This window comes from Robertmurraya siralis (assembly GCF_005502275.1).
Classification (GTDB): domain Bacteria; phylum Bacillota; class Bacilli; order Bacillales; family Cytobacillaceae; genus Robertmurraya; species Robertmurraya siralis.
Map to the genome: position 1 here is coordinate 56427 of NZ_SWLZ01000019.1, position 22543 is coordinate 78969.

Genomic DNA, 22543 nt, shown 5'->3' on the forward strand with positions numbered 1-22543 from the left:
CTTCTTCTTTTAATCAATTAAACCTCAAAGAATTCGATTTCTTTGCTGTCTGCAGTTAATTTAACGATGGCTTTACGACGTTTATTTGTGTAACCGCCAAATTTACCCATACGCTTAAATTTACCTTTATAGTTTTGAACGTTTACTTTCTCAACTTTAACGCCGAAGATTTCTTCAACAGCATCTTTAACTTGAGTTTTATTCGCTCTAACGTCAACTTCGAAAGTGTACTTTTTCTCAGTCATTAAATCAGTTGAACGTTCAGTGATAACGGGGCGCTTAATGATTTCGCGTGCATCCATTATGCAAGCACCTCCTCTACTTTTTCAACCGCTGCTTTTGTCATGATTAACTTGTCATGACCTAAAACATCCAATACGTTGATTCCACTAGCAGTTACAACTGTTACACCAGGGATGTTACGAGCAGATAATGCTACGTTTTCATCTAAATCAGCTGTAACAATAAGTGCTTTTGAATCAACAGAAAGACCTTTTAGGAAACCTTTGAAGTCTTTAGTTTTTGGAGTTTCGAAAGCAAGGCTTTCTAATACTAAAATGTTTTCTTCTACTACTTTAGAAGATAATGCCGATTTAATCGCTAAGCGACGAACTTTTTTCGGTAATTTATAGCTATAGCTGCGAGGTACAGGACCGAATACAGTACCACCTCCGCGCCATTGTGGAGAACGGATCGAACCTTGACGTGCGCGACCAGTTCCTTTTTGACGCCATGGCTTACGACCACCGCCAGCTACTTCAGAACGGATTTTTGTTTTATGAGTTCCTTGACGTAAAGAAGCTCTTTGAGCTACAACAGCTTCAAATAACACATGGTTATTAGGCTCAATACCAAAGATGGAATCATTAAGCTCGATTTCACCAACTTGAGATCCAGCTTGGCTAAACAATGTTACTTTTGGCATTCTTGTTTCCTCCTTTCTGCCTTAATGATTATGCTTTAACCGCACTTTTGATTTTTAATAGAGCTTTTTTAGCTCCCGGTACGTTACCTTTGATTAATAATAAGTTACGTTCAACGTCAACCTTTACAATTTCAAGGTTTTGTACAGTAATTTGCTCGCCACCCATACGACCTGGTAATGCTTTACCTTTAAATACGCGGTTTGGAGCTACAGGACCCATAGAACCTGGGCGACGGTGATAACGAGAACCGTGTGCCATTGGTCCGCGAGATTGCCCGTGGCGCTTGATAGAGCCTTGGAAACCTTTACCCTTTGAGATTCCTGTTACATCTACGATATCGCCTTCAGCGAATACATCTACTTTGACTTCCTGACCAATCTCTAACTCAGCTAAACCTTCCCCGCGGAATTCACGTACGAAGCGCTTAGGAGCAGTACTTGCCTTTGCGACATGTCCCTTTTCAGGTTTGTTTGATAGCTTTTCACGCTTGTCATCAAAACCTAATTGCACAGATACATATCCGTCAGTTTCAACAGTTTTCTTTTGAAGAACTACGTTTGGAGCTGCTTCAACAACTGTTACCGGGATAAGATCACCATTTTCAGCAAATACTTGAGTCATACCGATTTTTCTTCCTAAGATTCCTTTGGTCATTACAGTCACACCTCCTATTAATTATCATCTTTTATTTCATTGTTTGAAGTTTCAATGTTACATCTTTTATAGTTCAAAATTAAAGTTTAATTTCGATATCTACGCCAGATGGTAAGTCTAAACGCATTAATGAATCAACAGTTTGTGGTGTTGGGTTCACAATGTCGATTAGACGCTTATGAGTACGCATCTCAAATTGCTCACGAGAGTCCTTGTACTTATGCACCGCACGAAGAATTGTATAAACAGATTTTTCGGTTGGTAATGGTATCGGACCTGATACAGCAGCACCAGAACGCTTTGCTGTTTCCACAATTTTTTCTGCAGATTGATCAAGAATTCTGTGATCATATGCTTTCAAACGGATACGAATCTTTTGTTTTGCCATTATTTTCCCTCCTTTTCGCCTATTTTAAAATAGACATTCTCCGTGAAAATTTCCCACACACTCGCCATGGCAAAGCGGCCGGGTGTGTCAGCAACCTTCCACATCATCGCAGTCAAAGACCAACATTGTCTATTATACAATGAATCATAAAGGAAATGCAATATTAAATTTCATTTCTTTATCAATCACACTTGTTCTATTATATAGACTACCGCTGACGTTTTCAAGTACACGGGAAATAGTCGAACTATTAAATGAAAAGGACATCGAAATTAATTTAAGTTAAGAAAATATTAATGCTCTCCCAGCATTGATGAAATGGAAGATTGCTCTGGATCAGATTGATGGGGTTTTAGTTTCATTACGGGGACTTTGAACACCGCTGTTGTGGGTATGGTGGTTTTCTACGACTATAATCTTAAAAATTATTTGCTCTTGAAAAAAACAACACGTTTTTTCCAAGAGCAGTATTTTAACTTGCTCCTATGTCATAAAATTACTCATAGAATGTAGTAAAAGACTCCACCGGTACCCTTGATGTCCCGAAAGCTGGAGCTTGGGCTTTTCCGATAGCAATTAGCGTTATCGGAAATACATTTGCAGGTAAGTCAAAACGCTTAGCAAACTTTTCCTTATCAAAACCACCCATTGTCACTGTATCGTATCCACGATCTTTTGCAAGTAGCATGAACTGCATAGCAAACGCACCAGCATCATAGGCAGCAATTAGCTTTCTTGTTTCTTCAGGAACGTTTGGATAAAAGTTTAACGTATTTTTAATGGTGTTATTGGCAATTTCTTGAGAAACATGACCTTCTGCTACATTTTGATTGAAAATCTCCTCTGCATTTTTGTATGCTTCTGAATCACTAAGAATAGCAACAACTGCAGAAGATTCTTCAATTTGAGCTTGGTTGTTTCCAATAGCACGCAGTTCTTTTTGCAATTCCTTATTTTTGATTACGATAACACGCCATGGCTGTAAATTACTTGAAGATGGAGCCTCTGAAGCAAGACGCAACAGCTTTTCAATCTCCTCTTTAGCAATGGTATAATTCGGATCGTAAGAGCGGACCGACTTACGTTGTTGTACAATTTCGTCAAGTTGTGACATTATGATTTCCTCCTAAACTTACTATTCATTAGCTTTATTAACTTACCATTTGTAAGTTAATGAGTCAAGGAGGAACTCTCATGTTATAATGCAAGTATTAATAAAACTAGGAGGAACATAAATGGAATCATCTCCAAACAACAACAGAACCCAACTGGATCAAAACGGACATCCTAGCAGTATTTGCGTTAACTATCAAAAAACTATTGAATTTATCGGTCAAAAATGGGTAGGGATGATCATTTATACTTTACTTGACGGACCTAAAAGATATTATGAATTAATGGAAATGATTGAAGGGATTTCGGACAGACTTCTCACCGAAAGATTAAATGAATTAGTAAAAGAAGGACTTGTCAGAAAGAGTTATTTGGAGGGATCTTTAAAAAAGGTTCAATACGAGTTAACACCAAATGGGAAAGGATTGCAGGATATCATTTCCGCCATTCATAAATGGGTCGAACAAAAAGACATATTGAATAAACGATGAAGCGTTAACTCTAGCCACAAATAATACTATTAAGAATAGAAGATAAATAAAAAAAGCAGATAGGTCGTCACCTATCTGCTTTTAATATTGTCTAGCTATTACTCAACAATCGCAGTAACAACACCAGAACCTACAGTACGTCCGCCTTCACGGATTGAGAATCTAGTACCATCTTCAATTGCGATTGGAGAAATAAGCTCAACGTTCATTTCAATGTTATCTCCAGGCATAACCATTTCTACACCTTCTGGTAAATTAACAACACCAGTTACATCAGTTGTACGGAAGTAGAACTGAGGACGATAGTTTGAGAAGAATGGAGTATGACGTCCACCTTCGTCTTTAGATAATACGTAAACTTCAGCTTTAAATTTTGTGTGTGGTGTAATTGAACCTGGTTTAGCAAGTACTTGACCACGTTGGATTTCTTCACGAGCAACCCCACGAAGAAGTGCTCCAATGTTGTCTCCAGCTTCAGCATAATCAAGAAGTTTACGGAACATTTCTACTCCAGTTACTGTAGTAGATTTTGGCTCTTCAGCAAGACCAATGATCTCAACCACGTCACCAACTTTAACTTGACCACGTTCAACACGGCCAGTAGCAACTGTTCCACGACCAGTGATAGAGAATACGTCCTCAACAGGCATCATGAATGGCTTATCAGTCTCACGAGTTGGATTTGGAACATATTCGTCAACAGCATTCATTAATTCAATGATTTTTTCTTCCCAAGCTGCATCTCCTTCAAGAGCTTTAAGAGCAGAACCCTTGATTACAGGAATATCATCACCAGGGAATTCATATTCTGATAATAGGTCACGAACTTCCATTTCTACTAATTCAAGAAGTTCTTCGTCGTCTACCATATCACACTTGTTCATGAATACAACCAAGTGTGCAAGACCTACGTTACGAGAAAGTAGGATATGTTCACGAGTTTGTGGCATTGGACCATCAGCAGCAGATACTACTAAGATACCGCCGTCCATTTGAGCAGCACCAGTGATCATGTTCTTAACATAGTCAGCATGCCCTGGGCAGTCAACGTGTGCATAGTGACGGTTAGCTGTTTCATACTCAACGTGAGAAGTGTTGATTGTGATTCCACGCTCTTTTTCTTCTGGAGCGTTGTCGATTTGATCATAGCCGCGTGCTTCACCGCCACCTGCTTTTGCAAGTACAGTTGTGATAGCAGCTGTTAAAGTTGTTTTACCATGGTCAACGTGACCAATAGTTCCGATATTAACGTGTGGTTTTGAACGGTCAAATTTTTCTTTAGCCATTAGGAAAATCCTCCTTTAAATATAGAAAAGTTTAAGTATATGGATGCCGTAGGAAAAAGTTATTCCTTTCCTACAGCTTCGTACATAAGTAGTTATACTTTAAAGACAGGCGAAAATCAATTATTCACCTTTATTTTTCTTGATGATTTCTTCTGAAATTGATTTTGGCACTTCTTCGTAGTGGTCAAAGTGCATAGAGAATACTCCACGACCTTGAGTGCTTGAACGTAAAGTTGTTGCATAACCAAACATTTCAGAAAGTGGAACCATAGCACGGACAACTTGCGCATTACCACGAGCATCCATACCTTCAACACGTCCGCGACGGGAAGTGATGTTACCCATAATATCTCCCATGTATTCTTCAGGGATGATTACTTCAACTCTCATCACCGGCTCTAAAATAACAGGGTTACATTTTGATGCTGCATTTTTAAGGGCCATAGAAGCAGCGATTTTAAACGCCATTTCTGAAGAGTCGACATCATGGTATGAACCATCAAAAAGTCTTGCTTTAATATCTACTACTGGGTAGCCTGCAAGAAGTCCTCTTTCAAGAGCATCTTCAAGTCCAGCTTGAACAGCAGGGATGTATTCACGAGGAACGACACCACCGACGATACCATTTTCGAATTCGAAGCCTTTTCCTTCTTCGTTTGGTGAGAATTCGATCCAAACGTGTCCGTATTGTCCACGTCCACCTGATTGACGTGCGAACTTTCCTTCAACTTGAGCAGATGTACGGATTGTTTCGCGGTAAGCAACCTGTGGCGCACCAACATTAGCTTCAACTTTGAATTCACGCTTCATACGGTCTACAAGGATATCTAAGTGAAGCTCACCCATTCCAGCGATGATAACCTGACCAGTCTCCTGGTTCGTATGCGCACGGAATGTAGGGTCTTCCTCTTGTAGTTTTTGAAGTGCCGTTGTCATCTTATCTTGGTCAGCTTTTGACTTAGGCTCGATTGACAATTCAATAACCGGCTCTGGGAATTCCATTGATTCAAGGATAACCGTTGCTTTTTCATCACATAAAGTGTCGCCTGTTGTTGTATCCTTTAAACCAACTGCAGCTGCGATATCTCCAGCGTATACCATTGAAATCTCTTCACGGCTATTCGCATGCATTTGTAGAATACGTCCTACGCGCTCACGCTTACCTTTTGTAGAGTTTTGTACATATGAGCCAGAGCTTAATGTACCAGAATATACGCGGAAGAATGTTAATTTACCAACATAAGGATCAGTCATAACTTTAAATGCAAGTGCAGAGAACGGCTCGTTGTCGTCTGAATGACGTTCAACTACCTCATCACTATCAGGAAGTGTACCTTTAATAGAAGGAACATCTAATGGTGATGGAAGATAATCAATGACTGCATCTAGCATCTTTTGAACACCTTTGTTTTTGAAAGCAGAACCGCAAATAACTGGGTATAATTCAACATTAACAGTACCTTTACGGATAGCAGCTTTTAACTCATCCGTAGTGATTTCCTCACCACCAAGGTATTTTTCCATTAAGTCTTCGTCAAGTTCTGACACTGCTTCAATTAACTTTTCACGGTATTCCTCAGCTTGATCCATATATTCAGCTGGGATTTCACGCTCTTCAATATCCGTTCCAAGGTCATTTCCGTAGAAAGTAGCTTTCATTTCTACAAGGTCAATGATTCCTTCGAACGCATCTTCTGCTCCAATTGGTAATTGGATTGCTACAGCGTTAGCTTGCAAGCGATCATGAAGAGTTTTTAAAGAATAAAGGAAGTCCGCACCTAGCTTATCCATTTTATTAACGAATACAACACGTGGAACTCCATAAGTTGTTGCTTGACGCCAAACTGTTTCTGTTTGTGGTTCAACACCAGACTGTGCATCAAGAACAGCTACCGCACCATCTAATACACGAAGAGAACGCTCAACTTCAACTGTGAAGTCTACGTGTCCCGGTGTGTCGATGATGTTAACGCGGTGACCTTTCCATTGTGCAGTTGTTGCTGCAGATGTAATTGTAATCCCACGTTCTTGCTCTTGCTCCATCCAGTCCATTTGAGACGCACCTTCATGTGTTTCACCGATCTTATGAATACGACCAGTATAATAGAGTACGCGCTCAGTTGTTGTTGTTTTACCAGCATCAATGTGAGCCATGATACCGATATTGCGAGTATTTTCTAAGGAGAACTCTCTTGCCATTCAGTTTTTCTCCTTCCATATGAGTGTATTTTTTATTAAAAAGAGATTACCAACGATAATGTGCAAATGCTTTGTTTGCTTCAGCCATTTTATGTGTATCTTCACGTTTCTTCACTGATGCACCAGTGTTGTTAGCTGCATCAAGAATTTCGTTAGCAAGACGCTCTTCCATTGTCTTTTCACCACGAAGACGTGAATAATTTACTAACCAGCGAAGACCTAAAGTAGTACGGCGCTCTGGACGCACCTCTACTGGTACTTGGTAGTTAGATCCACCTACACGGCGTGCTCTTACTTCAAGAACAGGCATAATGTTCTTAAGGGCTTGATCAAATACTTCCATTGGGTCTTTGCCAGTACGTTCACGAATAATATCAAATGATGAGTAAAGGATAGATTGTGACTTACCTCTTTTACCATCAACCATCATTTTGTTGATTAAACGAGTAATTAACTTTGAATTGTAAATTGGATCTGGTAATACATCTCTTTTTGCTACAGGACCTTTACGTGGCATATTTCTTCCTCCTTTCAAAGAAGCTTATTTTTAAGTTTTTATTTCTTTGATTCTTTTGGTTTCTTCGTACCGTATTTAGAACGACCTTGCATACGGTTGTTTACTCCAGCTGTATCTAAAGCTCCACGAACGATGTGATAACGTACCCCCGGTAAGTCTTTTACACGTCCGCCGCGGATTAATACTACACTGTGCTCTTGAAGATTGTGTCCGATACCAGGAATATATGCAGTTACCTCAATGCCGTTTGTTAAACGCACACGAGCATATTTACGTAACGCTGAGTTCGGTTTCTTCGGAGTCATTGTACCAACACGAGTACAAACACCGCGTTTTTGTGGAGATGATACATCAGTTTGTGCTTTTTTGAAGCTGTTATAACCTTTGTTAAGTGCTGGTGATTTTGACTTTTCCTCTTTTGATTTACGAGGCTTGCGCACTAATTGGTTAATAGTAGGCATTTATGTTTCCTCCCTTCACTTTTTCATTTAAGCCCACACATCCAGGTGGTTCATTTTGAAACAAAAAACAAAGTCCTTGCAGTTAATCTGCAAAAACAGTTTTTAATGGGTTATCGCAACGGTAGATGCGGCAACTTCTATGCCACAAGCTTTCCCTAGTGATTTCATAGAATCAACATAGATTACCGGGGTGTTTGTTTCTTTAGCTGTACTTACAACTGAAGCTGTCACATGGGGATCAGCATCAGACGCCACTAGTACTTCTTTTACGTTTCCATTCCTCAGCGCTTTTACCGTCTGCTTTGTTCCTACTATAATTTTTTTCGCCTGCAATACTTTTTCATAAGACATCGATCATATCCTCCAAAGTAACAGGTAATAGGAGCACCTTTGCTATATTAGCATTTTCTAAAACCAATGTCAATAAAAGTTTAAAAATTTTATTAGAAGTGGTTTGTCATTGTTAGTTTTTGCTCCGCTTCAACTCTTCCACTCACACAGCTATTTCAAAACCCATTCTAAAAATGCGGTACTCACCATTTGGTAAGCACCGCATTGTTCATTGTTAACTTTACTCAACTGTTACAACATCTTCAGATTCTTCGATTGCGGCAACTGGTTCCGCTTTACGGTAGCGTTGCATACCCGTACCGGCTGGAACAAGTTTACCAATAATGACATTTTCCTTTAATCCTAGTAACTCATCACGTTTTCCTTTAATCGCAGCATCTGTAAGAACTCTTGTCGTTTCTTGGAAAGACGCAGCGGATAAGAAGGAATCTGTTTCAAGGGAAGCTTTCGTGATACCAAGCAATACTGGACGACCGGTTGCTGGTAATTTTCCTTCAAGCAAGGCTTTTTCGTTTGCATCTGTAAATTGGTGAATATCGAGTAAGGAACCTGGTAAAACATCTGTTTCCCCTGCATCGACGACACGGATTTTGCGAAGCATTTGACGAACCATTACTTCCACGTGCTTATCGCCAATTTCAACCCCCTGCATTCGATATACCTTCTGTACTTCTTTAAGCAAGTACTCTTGAACAGCTGTTACATCCTTTACTTTAATAAGTTCTTTCGGATCGATTGAACCTTCTGTGAGTTCCTGACCTCGTTCTACACGATCATTAACAACAACCTTTAAGCGAGCAGTATAAGGAGCCGTGTACGTACGTGATTCAATTTCCCCTTGAACAACGATCTCATGTTGGCGATCACGGCCTTCATTAATGCCGACGACAACACCTTCAATTTCAGATATAACCGCTTGACCTTTTGGATTACGTGCTTCAAAGATTTCTTGAATACGCGGTAGACCTTGTGTAATATCGTCTCCAGCAACCCCACCTGTGTGGAATGTACGCATTGTTAACTGTGTACCTGGCTCACCAATGGATTGAGCAGCGATAATACCAACCGCTTCACCCACTTCAACTTCTTGACCAGTTGCAAGGTTACGACCGTAGCATTTTTTACATACGCCGTGGCGAGTATTACATGTAAAGGCTGAGCGAATCCATACCTCTTCAATATTCGCTTCCGTAATCTCAGCAGCTAAATCTTCTGTGATTAATTCATTTTCTGGAACAATTACTTCATTCGTTTCAGGGTGTTTAATCGCTCTTCTAGCATAACGACCGATTAGGCGCTCATCTAGAGATTCGATAATTTCTGTTCCATCACGTAATGCACTTACCAACAAGCCTCTATCTGTGCCACAATCATCTTCACGAACGATGACATCTTGAGCTACATCGACAAGACGGCGTGTTAAGTAACCAGAGTCAGCCGTTTTAAGTGCAGTATCTGCAAGACCTTTACGGGCACCGTGCGTAGAGATAAAGTACTCTAATACGGTCAAACCTTCACGGAAACTTGAGATAATCGGCAACTCAATGATACGTCCAGCCGGGTTCGCCATCAATCCACGCATACCAGCAAGCTGGGTGAAGTTTGATGCGTTACCACGGGCACCTGAGTCACTCATCATAAAGATTGGATTTGTCTTCTCTAATGATTTCATCAGTTTTGCTTGTATATTATCTTTCGCTGCACTCCAAATAGAGATTACCCGATCGTAGCGCTCATCTTCCGTGATTAATCCACGTCTGAATTGCTTCATCACGTTATCTACTTTGCTTTGTGCTTCTTCGATAATTTCTTGCTTTTCTTTCAATACAACGATATCTGCTACACCAACTGTGATACCAGCTTTTGTAGAATATTTGAAACCAAGATTCTTCATGCGGTCAAGCATTTTAGAGGTTTCAGTAATTTTGAATCGCTTAAATACTTCAGCAATGATATTCCCAAGAATTTTCTTCTTGAATGGGTCTACCAACGGTAAGCTTTTAATGATTTCTTTTACATCCGCACCCTTTTCTACAAAGTATTTCTTCGGAGTTTCCTCTTCTAAATTACTTTTTGTAGGTTCATTAATGTAAGGGAATGATTCTGGTAAAATCTCATTAAAAATCAGTTTACCTACTGTTGTAATAAGAAGCATATTATTTTGTTCTTCTGTAAATGTTTCGTTATTTAAAGATCCTGCATGAACAGCTACACGAGTATGCAGATGAACATAACCGTTTTGGTAAGCAATTAATGCTTCATTTGTATCCTTAAAGACCATTCCTTCGCCAACAGCATTCTCACGTTCTAGTGTAAGGTAATAGTTACCAAGGACCATATCCTGCGATGGAGTAACAACCGGCTTCCCATCCTTAGGGTTGAGAATGTTTTGTGCTGCAAGCATAAGAAGTCTTGCTTCTGCTTGTGCTTCAGCAGATAACGGAACGTGTACTGCCATTTGGTCACCATCAAAGTCCGCATTGTATGCTGTACATACAAGTGGGTGAAGGCGAATAGCACGACCTTCTACAAGAGTTGGTTCAAAGGCCTGAATCCCAAGTCTGTGTAGAGTAGGGGCGCGGTTTAAAAGAACCGGATGCTCCTTAATGACATCTTCAAGCACATCCCAAATCTCAGGAGATAAACGCTCGATTTTACGCTTTGCCGATTTGATATTATGAGCTAATCCTTTTTCAACAAGCTCCTTCATTACGAAAGGCTTAAATAGTTCAATCGCCATTTCCTTCGGTAATCCGCATTGATACATCTTTAGGTTCGGTCCAACTACGATAACGGAACGTCCTGAATAGTCAACACGCTTACCAAGAAGGTTTTGACGGAAGCGTCCTTGTTTCCCTTTAAGCATATGTGAAAGAGATTTTAACGGACGATTACCCGGTCCAGTAACTGGGCGCCCACGACGACCGTTATCAATTAATGCATCGACAGCTTCTTGAAGCATACGTTTTTCGTTTTGTACGATGATGCTTGGTGCTCCTAAATCTAATAGCCGCTTTAGGCGGTTATTGCGGTTAATCACTCGACGATATAGATCATTTAAATCGGATGTCGCAAAACGTCCCCCATCCAATTGAACCATCGGGCGAAGCTCCGGTGGAATAACTGGAAGCACATCTAAAATCATCCAAGATGGCTCATTTCCTGAATTACGGAATGCTTCTAACACTTCAAGTCGTTTAATCGCTCTTGTACGACGTTGACCTTGAGCTGTTTTTAATTCTTCTTTTAAGAAATCAACTTCTTTATCGAGATCGATATCAGTCAAAAGCTTTTTAATCGATTCTGCACCCATAGAAGCTTGAAATTTATTACCGTATTTATCACGATATGCACGGTATTCTTTCTCAGATAAAAGTTGTTTCTTTTCTAGCGGTGTGTCACCTGGTTCAGTAACCACATACGAAGCAAAATAAATGACTTCTTCTAAAGCACGTGGAGACATATCTAAAATTAATCCCATTCTGCTTGGGATTCCTTTGAAATACCAAATATGTGAGACAGGAGCAGCTAATTCAATATGTCCCATACGCTCACGACGAACCTTAGCTCTGGTAACTTCAACACCACAGCGGTCACAAACAACGCCTTTATAACGAACACGTTTGTATTTTCCGCAATGGCATTCCCAGTCCTTTTGTGGTCCAAAAATACGTTCGCAGAAAAGACCATCTTTTTCTGGTTTTAATGTACGATAGTTAATTGTTTCTGGTTTTTTCACTTCACCAAATGACCAAGAGCGAATTTTGTCGGGTGAAGCTAGACCGATCTTCATATACTCAAAATTATTGACATCCAGCAAGGGGCCTACCTCCCTTTTGATCTACAGGTTTTACCCTTTTTGCTAATCTATGATTACAATTTTCCGCAGTTTCCCCCCGTAACAACAGAGAGAAACTGCGCATGATTTCATGAACTCGTACAGTGTAAGTTATTCTTGTATCCCAACTTTTTCGGATTCTATTTCCTCACTGACAGGAGCGACGGTTAATGATTCTACTTGCCCCTCTTCATCATCCTCTAAATCGCGCATTTCAATTTCCTTTTCATCGCCAGAAAGGATTTTAACATCCATCCCTAAGCTTTGAAGTTCTTTCATCAATACGCGGAATGATTCAGGGACACCTGGTTCAGGGACATTTTCACCTTTGACGATCGCTTCGTATGTTTTCACACGACCAACGACGTCATCGGATTTTACGGTTAAAATTTCTTGTAGGGTATAAGCCGCACCATAGGCCTCTAATGCCCAAACTTCCATTTCTCCAAATCTTTGTCCACCGAACTGAGCTTTACCACCAAGTGGCTGCTGAGTAACAAGTGAATAAGGACCTGTTGAACGAGCATGGAGCTTATCGTCAACCATGTGAGCAAGCTTAATCATGTACATAACCCCGACAGAAACGCGATTATCGAACGGCTCACCAGACCGGCCATCATAAAGGATTGTTTTTGCGTCGCGATCCATTCCTGCTTCTTCTATCGTGGACCACACATCTTCCTCAGTTGCACCGTCGAATACCGGTGAAGCTACATGAATGCCTAGCTGTCTCGCAGCCATACCTAAATGAAGCTCTAACACCTGACCGATGTTCATTCGAGAAGGAACCCCTAGTGGGTTTAACATAATATCAACTGGCGTTCCATCCGGTAAATACGGCATATCCTCTTCTGGTAAAATACGAGAGATAACCCCTTTGTTACCGTGACGTCCGGCCATTTTATCTCCTTCGTGAATTTTCCGTTTTTGAACGATATAAACACGAACTAACTGGTTCACACCTGGAGGAAGTTCATCACCATCTTCACGGTTGAAGACTTTTACGTCATGAACAATCCCTCCGCCACCATGTGGTACACGAAGCGATGTATCACGAACTTCACGAGCCTTCTCACCGAAAATCGCATGTAATAAACGTTCTTCCGCAGTAAGCTCTGTTACTCCTTTAGGGGTTACTTTACCGACTAGCAAATCCCCGTCCTTTACTTCCGCACCGATGCGAATAATCCCACGCTCATCAAGATTTCTTAGCGCATCTTCCCCAACGTTTGGAATATCACGAGTGATTTCCTCTGGTCCTAATTTTGTATCGCGGGATTCTGATTCATACTCTTCAATATGAATTGAAGTATAAACATCATCTTTAACAAGACGTTCACTCATGATAATGGCATCCTCATAGTTATAACCATCCCATGTCATGAATGCAACTAATACATTTCGTCCAAGCGCAAGTTCTCCAAGTTCCATCGAAGGTCCATCTGCAAGAATTTCTCCTTTTGTCACACGATCGCCAACAGCGACGATTGGACGCTGGTTGTAACAAGTACCTTGGTTAGAACGGACAAACTTCAACATCCGGTATTTATCAAGGTTCCCTTTCACTTCTTGACCATCTACGACAGTCATGCGACGAACCCATACTTCTCTTGCTTCCACATGCTCAACAATACCTTCGTGCTTACAGATAACAGCAGCTCCAGAATCTTTACCGGAGACATACTCCATCCCTGTACCTACACGCGGTGCCTCTGGTTGCATAAGTGGTACCGCTTGTCGCTGCATGTTCGCACCCATCAGGGCACGGTTCGAATCATCGTTTTCCAAGAACGGGATACATGCAGTTGCAGCAGATACTACCTGTTTAGGAGAAACATCCATATAATCAATACGTTCTCTTTTTACAACTGTATTTTCTCCGCGAAAACGTGAAATAATATCTTCATCTAAGAAAGAGCCATCTTCAGCTAAACGCGCATTCGCTTGGGCTACAACGTAGTTATCTTCTTCATCAGCAGTTAAGTAATCAATTTGATTCGTTACTTTTCCTGTTTCAGGATCAACGCGACGGTAAGGAGTTTCAATGAAACCAAAGCGGTTCACCTTTGCATAGGAAGATAAAGAGTTGATCAAGCCGATGTTTGGCCCTTCAGGTGTTTCAATCGGACACATACGGCCATAGTGGGAATAGTGAACGTCACGCACTTCCATCCCTGCCCGTTCACGCGTTAAACCACCTGGTCCTAATGCAGATAGACGACGCTTATGCGTAAGCTCCGCTAATGGATTCGTCTGATCCATAAATTGAGACAACTGTGAGCTTCCAAAGAATTCTTTAATAGAAGCGATCACTGGACGAATATTGATCAATTGTTGTGGAGTAATCGTATTCGTATCTTGAATCGACATTCTTTCACGAACAACACGCTCCATACGAGACAACCCGATGCGGAACTGGTTTTGTAAAAGCTCACCAACTGAACGAAGACGACGGTTTCCTAAGTGATCGATATCATCTGTGTCCCCTACTCCATAGAGCAAGTTAAAGAAATAACTAATAGAAGCAATGATATCTGCCGGAGAAATGTTCTTGACAGCTTCTTCTACATAGGCATTTCCAATAACATTAATAACTTTCTCTCCATCTTCATTTGGAGCATATATTTTAATTGATTGAAGTAAAACATCGTTCTCAACGACACCACCAACAGGAGTGATCGTTTTAAAACCAATATTTTTCTCTAAATGTGGAATAATACGATCTAAGGTACGTCGATCAAGCAGCGCTCCTTTTTCAGCAATGATTTCGCCTGTTTCAGGATCGACAAGTGTTTCTGCTAAACGCTGATTAAATAAACGATTCTTTATGTGAAGTTTCTTATTAATCTTATAACGCCCTACATTCGCTAAATCGTAGCGCTTCGGATCAAAAAATCGAGAAACCAATAAGCTTTTCGCGTTCTCTACGGTCGGTGGTTCACCTGGACGTAGACGCTCATAAATTTCCAATAACGCTTTATCTGTGCCTTCTGTGTTGTCTTTTTCGAGAGTATTACGAATGTATTCGTTCTCTCCGATTAAATCAAGAATCTCTTGATCAGAACCAAACCCAAGTGCACGCAAAAGAACCGTAACAGGTAATTTCCTCGTACGATCTATCCTTACGTAAACCACATCTTTGGCATCAGTTTCATACTCTAACCAAGCACCACGGTTCGGAATTACAGTGGCAGCGAAACCTCTTTTACCATTTTTATCAACTTTTCCGCTATAGTACACACTTGGAGAGCGTACTAATTGCGAAACGATAACCCGTTCCGCCCCGTTAATAACAAAGGTTCCGGTTTCTGTCATCAAAGGAAAATCTCCCATGAAGACATCCTGATCCTTCACCTCGCCCGTCTCTTTATTGACAAGACGAACTTTTACTCGCAATGGCGCTGAATATGTAACATCTCGTTCCTTCGATTCCTCAACGGAATACTTTGGTTCGCCAAGGCTGTAATCAATAAACTCAAGAGACAGATTACCAGTGAAGTCCTCGATCGGTGAAATATCCTGAAACATCTCACGCAATCCTTCATCCAAAAACCATTGATAAGAAGAGGTTTGGATTTCAATAAGATTTGGTAATTCTAATACTTCACTGATTCGTGCGTAACTTCTCCGCCTACGGTGTCGTCCATACTGAACTAGTTGACCTGTCAACTGATTCACCCCTCAAATCAAGCGTTATAGTGCATCTATTGCTGTCTTATAGAATAAAGGCGCCTTGATTGGCTAAAACAATCCAAAAGGCCTTATCTTATAAGACAAAAAAGAAAAAGGGTTTTATTCTCAAAAACCACATTTTTCACATTACGAACTATTATTTTGTTAGTTTTTCCTTACTAAACCAACTTTATACAATTTTCGTTGAAATTAGTAATTACACCAGTTTATATTATGTTGGCATTGTATAATATTATCATAGTGAAAATGTCAAGTCAAATATTTTTTTGCACGTAAAATAAAATAACCTTTTTTCTTTTCAACCGTTTCTACATCACCAAAAAGCGCGCTTATTTTTTCAATTGCAGAAGGAGCTCCTTGCTTTTTTTGAATGACAACCCAAAGTTCTCCCCCATCCTTCAAATAAGAAAAGCTTTGTTCAAAAATTTGATGAACGATTTTTTTACCAGCGCGAATAGGCGGATTCGTTAAGATCGCAGCAAATTGTTGCTGCTTGACATTTGTGAGACAGTCACTTTCATAGATCGATACCTTCGATATGCCATTTATTTCAGCATTCTCCTTCGCCAAGGATAAAGCTCTTTCGTTGACATCGACCATATGGACATGACGTCCTGTATCTTTCGCCAAAGCCAATCCGATCGGACCATAGCCGCAGCCAACATCCAAAAGATCGCCCGCTATTTCCGGCAAACGAAACGATTCCACCAATAGCCTTGACCCAAAATCGACCTCTCCTTTTGAAAAAACACCATTATCCGTCTTAAATTTCAGATCGCACCCTCGTAAAGTAAAGTTCCAATGCTTCGGATTACTCTCAACCCTCTGTTCCCGTGAATAATAATGTTCAGACATCGTTCCACCTCTTTCTACATGCATTATAAAAAACTTTATACTGAAACACAAAAAAGCCCGCTGTATTAGCGAGCTTTTTATTCATGAACGAAATTACTTAACCTCTACGCCAGCTCCAACTTCTTCAAGCTTAGCTTTGATTTCTTCAGCTTCCTCTTTAGAAGCTCCTTCTTTAAGTGGTTTTGGAGTGTTATCAACAAGTTCTTTTGCTTCTTTAAGTCCAAGACCTGTGATTTCACGAACAACCTTGATAACTTTGATTTTTTGATCTCCTGCAGAAGCAAGAACAACATCAAATTCAGTTTTTTCTTCAGCAGCACCGCCAGCAGCAGCTCCACCCATAACGGCTACAGGAGCAGCAGCAGTTACGCCAAATTCTTCTTCAATAGCTTTTACTAGGTCATTTAATTCTAAAACAGTCATGTTTTTAACTGCTTCAATGATTTGTTCTTTAGTCATGATTTAATTTCCTCCTTGGAATGTTTTCGTTTATTTTTAAAACCCAATCAAAATTTCTGATTTATGCGCCTTGTTCTTCTTTTTGATCTGCCACAGCTTTTGTAGCAAGAGCAAGGTTGCGGATAGGTGCTTGAAGCACGCTGAGTAACATAGAAAGTAAGCCTTCGCGGGATGGTAGATCTGCAAGAGCTTTAATGTCATCAACTGTTGCTACATTTCCTTCGATAACACCTGCTTTAATTTCAAGAGCCTCGTGCTTTTTCGCAAATTCATTAAGAATTTTCGCTGGTGCAACTACATCTTCTGTACTGAACGCAATTGCGTTTGGTCCTGTAAGAACCTCATTCAATCCAGTAAGTTCAGTAGCTTCTGCAGCACGGCGAGTTAAAGTGTTTTTGTACACTTTGAATTCGATTCCAGCTTCACGAAGCTGTTTACGAAGTTCAGTTACTTCTGCAACGTTTAAACCACGGTAATCAACAACAACTGTTGAAACACTTGATTTTAATTTACCAGCAATTTCGTCAACGATTGTTTGCTTTTGTTCGATAGCGTTGCCCATCTTTACACCTCCTGTAGATTTCTACACTTATACCGATTCAAATGCGCCTTGGCGGTTTTGCGCCCACTCAGGTAAGAAGGCATCCGCCGGAGACTTTATTTTATTCAGCCCGAGGTCAAATCCGGCTAAATAAAATAAAAACCTCCACATCAAACAGACATGGAGGAAGTATACAATAGTCGCAGTACAACTAATTCATTCATCTATCGTATGACCTCGGTAGGGAAAATTTAAGCCGAAAGGCCCCTACTGTCTGCGGTACAAATGTTATTTATTTTTCACAACAGAATTTATTATATAAAATACAATCCTGATTGTCAATTTATATTTTAATTATTTTGCAACAGAAGAAGGATCAACCTTAACTCCCGGTCCCATTGTTGTCGTAACTGTTACATTTTTCATGTACGTTCCTTTTGCTGCCGCTGGCTTCGCCTTCATCAATGTATCGAAAATTGTGTTGAAGTTTTCAACTAATTTTTCATTTTCAAATGAAGCTTTTCCAATTGGCACATGAACGTTACCAGATTTATCAACACGGTATTCTACTTTACCAGCTTTGATTTCATTAACTGCTTTCGTTACATCAAAAGTAACGGTACCAGTTTTAGGATTTGGCATTAAACCTTTAGGTCCTAATACACGACCAAGCTTACCAACTTCACCCATCATATCTGGAGTAGCCACGATAACATCAAACTCGAACCAACCTTGGTTGATTTTGTTGATATACTCTGCATCTCCTACATAATCTGCACCAGCAGCTTCTGCTTCTTTCATTTTTTCGCCTTTAGCAAAAACTAATACACGTTGAGTTTTACCGGTTCCGTTTGGAAGAACAACAGCTCCACGGATTTGCTGGTCGGCTTTCTTAGGATCAACCCCTAAACGAAAAGCCGCTTCAACAGTTGCATCAAATTTAGCAAAATTTGTTTTCTTTGCAAGATCAATTGCTTCTTCTACAGGATAAGCTTTTAGACGATCTACAAGCTTTGTAGCTTCTAAATACTTCTTACCTTTTTTAGTCATTTTATTTCCTCCTTGAAATGTGGTTTTAGCGGAATAACCTCCCACTGCGAAAAGCGAGGCGCCTTGACCAGCCCCGACAAGCACAAGACGAGCCGGAAAGAAGGTTGTTCTTTAACCTTCATTCCGGATTGACTTGTGACCAAGGGAAAATGCTTTTCAATTTTCCACTCGAGGGGCTAGGCGCCACAGCTAGACAAAACGAAAAGCGCAAGAGCCTCGTTCATGGGCGACAAGTATAAGACGAGCCGACATGGAGGTTGTTCTTTAACCTCCTTGACGGATTGGCTTATAACCTCGAACCCATAGGATCTGGAGCTAGTCATCAAAAAAGCGCAAAGCACTTTTGACAGAACAAAGGTTGCGAGTGAAACCAAATTCAACGTCGCAACCCCATTTAATCAACCTTAAACTAAGCATGAATTAGTCTTCGATAACGATACCCATGCTGCGTGCAGTACCTTCAACCATGCGCATAGCTGCTTCAACGCTAGCTGCATTTAAATCAGGCATTTTTGATTCAGCAATCTCGCGTACTTTATCACGCTTAACTGTTGCTACCTTATTACGGTTCGGTTCACCAGAACCAGACTCGATTCCAGCTGCTTTCTTAAGAAGAACGGCAGCAGGCGGAGTTTTCGTAATAAATGTAAATGAACGGTCTTCAAACACCGTAATTTCAACAGGTATGATTAAACCAGCTTGTTCAGCTGTACGAGCGTTAAACTCTTTACAGAATCCCATGATATTAACACCTGCTTGACCTAGTGCCGGTCCAACTGGTGGTGCTGGATTCGCTTTAGCTGCAGGGATTTGCAATTTTACTACCTTAATTACTTTTTTAGCCACGAGACACACCTCCTTAAAGTCCGTGATGTGGTAATAGGGTGATTTTACGAATAAAATAAACCCTCCCACTCAACTAGTTGTCTTTATATTCACAAATAAAGAACTCGGCAATATTCCGTCTCTTTCTCGAGACATACTGACCTATGAAATATTAACACTTTTCAAACTCGATTTCAAGTTTTTTCGAAAAAGAAATAAAAGGGGAGGTCATGTTCCCCTTTCAAACATAAGCAGGTCAACCGCCTGTCCAAAATCTGCTTACTTAGTCTATTTACAGGCGAACATGTAGCTAGTTTTACATTGACAACTTATAATTTGTCAATTTGTGTGAATTCCAGTTCAACTGGTGTATCACGACCAAACATATTAACAAGAACTCTCAACTTCGCTTTATCTTTATCAATCTCTTCAATTGAGCCTGTAAAGTTAGCAAATGGACCCTCTTTAACACGGACTGTTTCCCCAATTTCGAAATCAATATCGATTCTTTTCTCTTCCACACCTAACGTCTTCAAGATAGAATTAATTTCCTCTTGCAAAAGCGGTGTCGGCTTGGATCCAGAGCCAGCAGAACCAACAAATCCGGTTACTCCTGGTGTGTTGCGAACAACATACCAAGAATCATCCGTCATGATCAATTCCACTAATACATAACCGGGAAACACTTTGCGCTTTACTGTTTTTTTCTTGCCATTTTTAATATCCGTTTCTTCTTCCTCCGGCACAATCACACGGAAAATCTTATCTTGCATTCCCATCGTTTCAACACGCTTCTCAAGGTTTGTTTTAACCTTGTTCTCATAGCCTGAGTAAGTATGAACCACATACCAATTCTTTTCCATTTGTCAGGACACTACGTCCTTCCCTCCCTACACAAATCAAATTCTCCTCGACGATCCTGTACCGCTACAAGCACATTCTCCAAAGGCACTAACCCCTGTTAAATCTAGTAAGCCTAAATACAAGCACTGCAAAAACTAGCATTTTTAAATCTCAAAACTTCACATCTGTCATTTTTTTGCAAATTAAAAAACCCGTCACCGGGCTTTAAAAAAATTCCTATCACCTTTCCATTATACCATTAAGTCATGGGGGTTATTCAAGGAATTAAACGAATCAATTCAGAAATCCCCAAATCGACTACTGCAAAGAAAATGGTAAAGAAAATAACCGTAACTAAAACCGTAATAGTATAGCTCGTTAGCTCTTTCCTTTTAGGCCAACTAACTTTTCCCATTTCACGGCCGACATCTTTGAAAAAATTTACGATGCGTTGCATGAGTAGACCTCCAACTTTTTAAGGAATTGCTGTTCTAAGAAGAATAAATAATGACCAATGCTCCATGATAAACCATACTACCATTAGAAAAAAATCTATATTAAATTTCAGTTATTTCGTTTCACGATGAAGTGTATGAGCATTGCACGTATTGCAAAATTTCTTTAATTCTAGACGCTCTGCTTCTTTTTTACTTGCAGTTGAATAATTTCTAGTACCACAATGAGAACAGGCAAGAGCAACCTTCTTTGTCATTTTGCCACCTACTTTTATATCTCTAAAACTGTATCACGGACAAGATACACTGTCAATATGTAATAAAAGCAAACACCGAGGAGCTTCACGGACACGATTTCACAAAGTAAGCTCCCGCACCTCTAGATATCTTTCTAGCTTTCTTTTGACACGTTGAAGAGCATTATCAATTGATTTCACATGCCGATTTAATTCTTCTGAAATCTCCTGATAGGATTGTCCATCTAAATATAACGCTAATACTTTACGCTCTAAATCACTTAGGAGCTCAGACATTTTAATCTCGATATGGTCAAATTCTTCCTGATTGATAATAAGTTCTTCAGGGTCCATGACTTTCGCACCAGAAATCACGTCCATTAACGTACGATCCGATTCTTCATCATAGATCGGCTTGTCCAATGAGACATAAGAGTTTAGCGGAATATGCTTTTGCCTTGTTGCCGTTTTGATCGCCGTTATAATCTGTCTCGTAATGCAGAGCTCTGCAAACGCTTTAAAAGAAGTAAGCTTGTCCTCTTTGAAATCACGTATAGCTTTATACAAACCAATCATGCCTTCTTGAACAATATCTTCCTTGTCTGCACCAATTAAAAAATAGGACCTAGCTTTTGCCCGTACAAAATTACGATACTTGTGAATGAGGAAATCCAAGGCCTCTCCTGCACCTTGATGAACCAACTCCACCAGCTCTTCGTCTTCAAGCTGAACATAATTAATAAAGCTTTCGTTTTCTTTTGTTCCGTAGTCAGTACTCACTAGGATCCCCCCGACCGTACAAGCTAGTTAGCAATATTATACAGTAGCTTTTTTTACCCCGTCAACCTGTCATCTCTCGCCTCTCCGCCATTTTTCGAAAATTTCTGCCACTTCCTTCGTAAGCGGTATCTTGGAATTCGGGCCCTTTTCTTGGATTTTTTTAACTTTTTTTTCAATTTTTCGCTCAATCGATTCCATTTCAATCAAAAGTTCTCTTGCAGATTTACGTAGAGCACCTTGCCCAAAAATAGCCCATTGTTCCGTATAATCCGAAGTCGCTACGTGTATTTGCGTCTTGCGATTATTCAAAGAAATAGCTAACTTTTCAATCCTCTCATCTGCCGTCTCGTTAGTCCGTGTAAAAATCACATCCACTTTAAAATTGCGGTATTTTCTTTCTGTTCCTTTGACATACTGGGCATCAAATACAACAATTACTCGAAACCCAGAATACGCTTGATATTCTGCCATTTTTTCGACTAAGCGATCGCGAGCTGCAGCCAAATCTTTATTTTTTAACTCTTTTAGTTCAGGCCAATCACCGATTATGTTATAGCCATCTACAATCAGGATGTCCATGCT

The 22543-nt window shown here is 40.2% G+C and carries 23 protein-coding genes and 1 other annotated feature; of the genes, 1 reads left to right on the top strand and 22 read right to left on the bottom strand.

The window, feature by feature from the left end:
* Positions 1–17: 17 nt before the first annotated feature.
* The 5 genes from rplW to FCJ93_RS18255 all read right to left on the bottom strand — a co-directional run bounded on the left by rplW (position 18) and on the right by FCJ93_RS18255 (position 3082).
* On the bottom strand, positions 18–302 hold the full coding sequence (rplW, locus tag FCJ93_RS18235) for a 50S ribosomal protein L23 (protein WP_095313724.1): 285 nt from the start codon (positions 300–302) through the stop codon (positions 18–20).
* The gene (gene rplD / locus FCJ93_RS18240; protein ID WP_095313723.1) at positions 302–925 is read right to left on the bottom strand and encodes a 50S ribosomal protein L4; all 624 of its coding nucleotides are present in this window, start codon (positions 923–925) and stop codon (positions 302–304) included. The genes rplW and rplD overlap by 1 nt, the downstream gene beginning before the upstream one ends.
* A 28-nt stretch (positions 926–953) precedes the next feature.
* On the bottom strand, positions 954–1580 hold the full coding sequence (rplC, locus tag FCJ93_RS18245; RefSeq protein ID WP_095313721.1) for a 50S ribosomal protein L3: 627 nt from the start codon (positions 1578–1580) through the stop codon (positions 954–956).
* A gap of 79 nt (positions 1581–1659) precedes the next feature.
* Entirely contained in the window at positions 1660–1968 is a 309-nt protein-coding gene (rpsJ, locus tag FCJ93_RS18250) for a 30S ribosomal protein S10 (RefSeq protein WP_003354783.1), read from the bottom strand.
* Between the two features lie 496 nt (positions 1969–2464).
* Positions 2465–3082, bottom strand: coding sequence for a nitroreductase family protein (locus tag FCJ93_RS18255; RefSeq protein WP_137744331.1), 618 nt, complete (start codon positions 3080–3082; stop codon positions 2465–2467).
* A 121-nt stretch (positions 3083–3203) separates the two neighbouring features.
* Here FCJ93_RS18255 and FCJ93_RS18260 point away from each other — a divergent pair, with 121 nt between their 5' ends.
* The gene (locus tag FCJ93_RS18260) at positions 3204–3572 is read left to right on the top strand and encodes a winged helix-turn-helix transcriptional regulator (protein ID WP_095313717.1); all 369 of its coding nucleotides are present in this window, start codon (positions 3204–3206) and stop codon (positions 3570–3572) included.
* A 98-nt stretch (positions 3573–3670) separates the two neighbouring features.
* Here FCJ93_RS18260 and tuf read toward each other — a convergent pair whose 3' ends face one another.
* From tuf to FCJ93_RS18345, 17 genes are all read right to left on the bottom strand, one after another.
* The gene (gene tuf, locus FCJ93_RS18265) at positions 3671–4858 is read right to left on the bottom strand and encodes an elongation factor Tu (protein ID WP_095313715.1); all 1188 of its coding nucleotides are present in this window, start codon (positions 4856–4858) and stop codon (positions 3671–3673) included.
* Positions 4859–4978: 120 nt separating this feature from the next.
* Positions 4979–7057, bottom strand: coding sequence for an elongation factor G (gene fusA / locus FCJ93_RS18270; RefSeq protein WP_095313712.1), 2079 nt, complete (start codon positions 7055–7057; stop codon positions 4979–4981).
* A 46-nt stretch (positions 7058–7103) separates the two neighbouring features.
* Positions 7104–7574, bottom strand: coding sequence for a 30S ribosomal protein S7 (rpsG, locus tag FCJ93_RS18275; protein ID WP_019157082.1), 471 nt, complete (start codon positions 7572–7574; stop codon positions 7104–7106).
* Between the two features lie 38 nt (positions 7575–7612).
* On the bottom strand, positions 7613–8035 hold the full coding sequence (gene rpsL / locus FCJ93_RS18280; RefSeq protein ID WP_095313710.1) for a 30S ribosomal protein S12: 423 nt from the start codon (positions 8033–8035) through the stop codon (positions 7613–7615).
* 102 nt (positions 8036–8137) lie between these two features.
* The gene (locus FCJ93_RS18285; RefSeq protein ID WP_095313708.1) at positions 8138–8386 is read right to left on the bottom strand and encodes a 50S ribosomal protein L7ae-like protein; all 249 of its coding nucleotides are present in this window, start codon (positions 8384–8386) and stop codon (positions 8138–8140) included.
* Positions 8387–8606: 220 nt separating this feature from the next.
* On the bottom strand, positions 8607–12206 hold the full coding sequence (gene rpoC, locus FCJ93_RS18290; RefSeq protein ID WP_095313706.1) for a DNA-directed RNA polymerase subunit beta': 3600 nt from the start codon (positions 12204–12206) through the stop codon (positions 8607–8609).
* A gap of 129 nt (positions 12207–12335) precedes the next feature.
* Positions 12336–15893 carry a DNA-directed RNA polymerase subunit beta gene (gene rpoB, locus FCJ93_RS18295; protein WP_095313704.1) on the bottom strand — a complete coding sequence of 1186 codons (3558 nt, stop codon included), beginning with the start codon at positions 15891–15893 and terminating at the stop codon, positions 12336–12338.
* 273 nt (positions 15894–16166) lie between these two features.
* Entirely contained in the window at positions 16167–16772 is a 606-nt protein-coding gene (locus tag FCJ93_RS18300) for a class I SAM-dependent methyltransferase (RefSeq protein WP_095313702.1), read from the bottom strand.
* Positions 16773–16865: 93 nt separating this feature from the next.
* Positions 16866–17231, bottom strand: a complete 366-nt coding sequence (gene rplL / locus FCJ93_RS18305; RefSeq protein ID WP_095313699.1) for a 50S ribosomal protein L7/L12 — start codon at positions 17229–17231, stop codon at positions 16866–16868.
* 61 nt (positions 17232–17292) lie between these two features.
* The gene (gene rplJ / locus FCJ93_RS18310; RefSeq protein ID WP_095313695.1) at positions 17293–17793 is read right to left on the bottom strand and encodes a 50S ribosomal protein L10; all 501 of its coding nucleotides are present in this window, start codon (positions 17791–17793) and stop codon (positions 17293–17295) included.
* A 126-nt stretch (positions 17794–17919) separates the two neighbouring features.
* Positions 17920–18070 (bottom strand) — a sequence feature (ribosomal protein L10 leader region).
* A 56-nt stretch (positions 18071–18126) separates the two neighbouring features.
* Positions 18127–18867 (bottom strand): 50S ribosomal protein L1, encoded by a 741-nt coding sequence (gene rplA, locus FCJ93_RS18315; RefSeq protein WP_444544519.1) that lies wholly within the window; start codon positions 18865–18867, stop codon positions 18127–18129.
* Positions 18868–19242: 375 nt separating this feature from the next.
* The gene (gene rplK, locus FCJ93_RS18320; protein WP_019157072.1) at positions 19243–19668 is read right to left on the bottom strand and encodes a 50S ribosomal protein L11; all 426 of its coding nucleotides are present in this window, start codon (positions 19666–19668) and stop codon (positions 19243–19245) included.
* Between the two features lie 308 nt (positions 19669–19976).
* Entirely contained in the window at positions 19977–20510 is a 534-nt protein-coding gene (gene nusG, locus FCJ93_RS18325) for a transcription termination/antitermination protein NusG (RefSeq protein ID WP_095313688.1), read from the bottom strand.
* A gap of 257 nt (positions 20511–20767) precedes the next feature.
* The gene (gene secE / locus FCJ93_RS18330; RefSeq protein WP_095313686.1) at positions 20768–20947 is read right to left on the bottom strand and encodes a preprotein translocase subunit SecE; all 180 of its coding nucleotides are present in this window, start codon (positions 20945–20947) and stop codon (positions 20768–20770) included.
* A 111-nt stretch (positions 20948–21058) separates the two neighbouring features.
* Positions 21059–21202, bottom strand: coding sequence for a 50S ribosomal protein L33 (gene rpmG / locus FCJ93_RS18335; protein ID WP_095313683.1), 144 nt, complete (start codon positions 21200–21202; stop codon positions 21059–21061).
* Positions 21203–21301: 99 nt separating this feature from the next.
* Positions 21302–21961 carry an RNA polymerase sporulation sigma factor SigH gene (gene sigH, locus FCJ93_RS18340; RefSeq protein ID WP_095313679.1) on the bottom strand — a complete coding sequence of 220 codons (660 nt, stop codon included), beginning with the start codon at positions 21959–21961 and terminating at the stop codon, positions 21302–21304.
* A 69-nt stretch (positions 21962–22030) separates the two neighbouring features.
* A complete protein-coding gene (locus FCJ93_RS18345; protein WP_095313675.1) occupies positions 22031–22540 on the bottom strand; it encodes an NYN domain-containing protein in 510 nt (169 codons plus the stop codon).
* Between the last annotated feature and the right edge of the window lie 3 nt (positions 22541–22543).

Bases quoted from the DNA above. Each gene is read 5' to 3' on its own strand.
- rpsJ (WP_003354783.1), bottom strand. From the start codon at position 1,968: ATGGCAAAACAAAAGATTCGTATCCGTTTGAAAGCATATGATCACAGA.
- secE (WP_095313686.1), bottom strand. From the start codon at position 20,947: ATGCAACGCATCGTAAATTTTTTCAAAGATGTCGGCCGTGAAATGGGA.
- rpmG (WP_095313683.1), bottom strand. From the start codon at position 21,202: ATGACAAAGAAGGTTGCTCTTGCCTGTTCTCATTGTGGTACTAGAAAT.
- rplL (WP_095313699.1), bottom strand. From the start codon at position 17,231: ATGACTAAAGAACAAATCATTGAAGCAGTTAAAAACATGACTGTTTTA.
- rpsL (WP_095313710.1), bottom strand. From the start codon at position 8,035: ATGCCTACTATTAACCAATTAGTGCGCAAGCCTCGTAAATCAAAAGAG.
- FCJ93_RS18255 (WP_137744331.1), bottom strand. From the start codon at position 3,082: ATGTCACAACTTGACGAAATTGTACAACAACGTAAGTCGGTCCGCTCT.
- fusA (WP_095313712.1), bottom strand. From the start codon at position 7,057: ATGGCAAGAGAGTTCTCCTTAGAAAATACTCGCAATATCGGTATCATG.
- FCJ93_RS18345 (WP_095313675.1), bottom strand. From the start codon at position 22,540: ATGGACATCCTGATTGTAGATGGCTATAACATAATCGGTGATTGGCCT.
- nusG (WP_095313688.1), bottom strand. From the start codon at position 20,510: ATGGAAAAGAATTGGTATGTGGTTCATACTTACTCAGGCTATGAGAAC.
- rplW (WP_095313724.1), bottom strand. From the start codon at position 302: ATGGATGCACGCGAAATCATTAAGCGCCCCGTTATCACTGAACGTTCA.
- tuf (WP_095313715.1), bottom strand. From the start codon at position 4,858: ATGGCTAAAGAAAAATTTGACCGTTCAAAACCACACGTTAATATCGGA.
- rplD (WP_095313723.1), bottom strand. From the start codon at position 925: ATGCCAAAAGTAACATTGTTTAGCCAAGCTGGATCTCAAGTTGGTGAA.
- rpsG (WP_019157082.1), bottom strand. From the start codon at position 7,574: ATGCCACGTAAAGGTCCTGTAGCAAAAAGAGATGTATTACCAGATCCA.
- FCJ93_RS18260 (WP_095313717.1), top strand. From the start codon at position 3,204: ATGGAATCATCTCCAAACAACAACAGAACCCAACTGGATCAAAACGGA.
- FCJ93_RS18285 (WP_095313708.1), bottom strand. From the start codon at position 8,386: ATGTCTTATGAAAAAGTATTGCAGGCGAAAAAAATTATAGTAGGAACA.
- FCJ93_RS18300 (WP_095313702.1), bottom strand. From the start codon at position 16,772: ATGTCTGAACATTATTATTCACGGGAACAGAGGGTTGAGAGTAATCCG.
- rplJ (WP_095313695.1), bottom strand. From the start codon at position 17,793: ATGGGCAACGCTATCGAACAAAAGCAAACAATCGTTGACGAAATTGCT.
- rplC (WP_095313721.1), bottom strand. From the start codon at position 1,580: ATGACCAAAGGAATCTTAGGAAGAAAAATCGGTATGACTCAAGTATTT.